The sequence below is a fragment of the Streptomyces torulosus genome (assembly GCF_001419765.1).
Taxonomy (GTDB): domain Bacteria; phylum Actinomycetota; class Actinomycetes; order Streptomycetales; family Streptomycetaceae; genus Streptomyces; species Streptomyces torulosus.
Window position 1 is genome coordinate 1 of sequence record NZ_LIRK01000989.1, and the last position, 1,077, is coordinate 1,077.

Consider the following 1,077-nt stretch of genomic DNA (forward strand, 5'->3'; position numbering starts at 1 on the left):
TCAGCTCGGTCGAGGGCCGCATCGCCACGGTTTGCGGCCGTCGACCGAGCTGACTGGTGGCCACATGGGGTGTGGCCTCGACCGTGTTGGCTGATGGTCGTACTGGCTGGCGGCTTCGACCGCGCTGACCGGTGATCGCACTGGCTCTGTGGCCGTCGACCCCGCCGACCGCCGCCGTGGACCGCACCGGCCGGGGCCGCCGCCAGCCCGGCTCGTCGTCGCCGCGCGCACCGGAGCCATAATCGACCCGTGAGCGACAAGCAGACCGGAACCAGGGCGAAGCCGCAGCCCGCCAAGGCACCCGCGGGCTCCACGACCCCGGCGGCCACCAAGGCCCCCACGACGCCCAAGGGTCCCCTCCCCGAACCCATCCGCTTCTTCGGGACGACCTGGCTGAACCACGACGGCAACTACACCACCCGCCGCGTGACCGTCTCCATCGGCTCCCTCGCCGCCGTGGCGGCCTCCTGCCTCGTGCTGCGCCTCGCCTACGAGGGGCTGCAACTGGCGGCGGTGGGCGGCTTCGTCTCGATCACGGTCGTCGTCATGTTCGCCGTGTGCAGCGCCCTGGCCTTCGGCCACACCTGGGGTTCGTTCACCCGGCGCCCGGACCCGGACCGCCAGTCCACCCTGCGCGGCCTCCTCGCCATCGGCTTCATAGGTTCCCTCGCCGCCTACTTCCTCCGCTCCCTCAAGGAGGCCCCCGGCGAGTCCCTCCACCGCCGGACCTACGAAACCGCCCTGGACCAGTACACCCGCCGCACCACCAAGCGAACCGGCAACCCGGCCAAGCGCCGCCCCCGAGGCTGAGCCAGGACAATCCCCCGGCGGCGGGGCTGAGGGACGGGGACGCCCCCTCCTCGAACCGCCCCCGAACCACAACCATGTCCCCATGGACACCCCTCAACGCGCGTCCCGAGCCCACTCGTTCAACAGGGCCGCAGCCCAGTACGCGGCGAGCCGCCCCTCCTATCCACCCACCCTCCTCCCCGCCATCGAGGACCTGGCCGCCCGCCCGTTCGCCCGCTCCACCACCGTCGACGTAGGCGCCGGCACCGGCATCTCCACCGCACTGCT

The 1,077-nt window shown here is 72.4% G+C and carries 1 protein-coding gene and 1 pseudogene; both read left to right on the top strand.

The features are described from left to right. Window positions 1-249 precede the first annotated feature (249 nt). Window positions 250-810, top strand: coding sequence for a hypothetical protein (locus tag AOK23_RS43400; RefSeq protein WP_055717853.1), 561 nt, complete (start codon window positions 250-252; stop codon window positions 808-810). 82 nt (window positions 811-892) lie between these two features. After that, a pseudogene (locus tag AOK23_RS43405) lies at window positions 893-1,077 on the top strand (SAM-dependent methyltransferase); the annotation flags it as partial.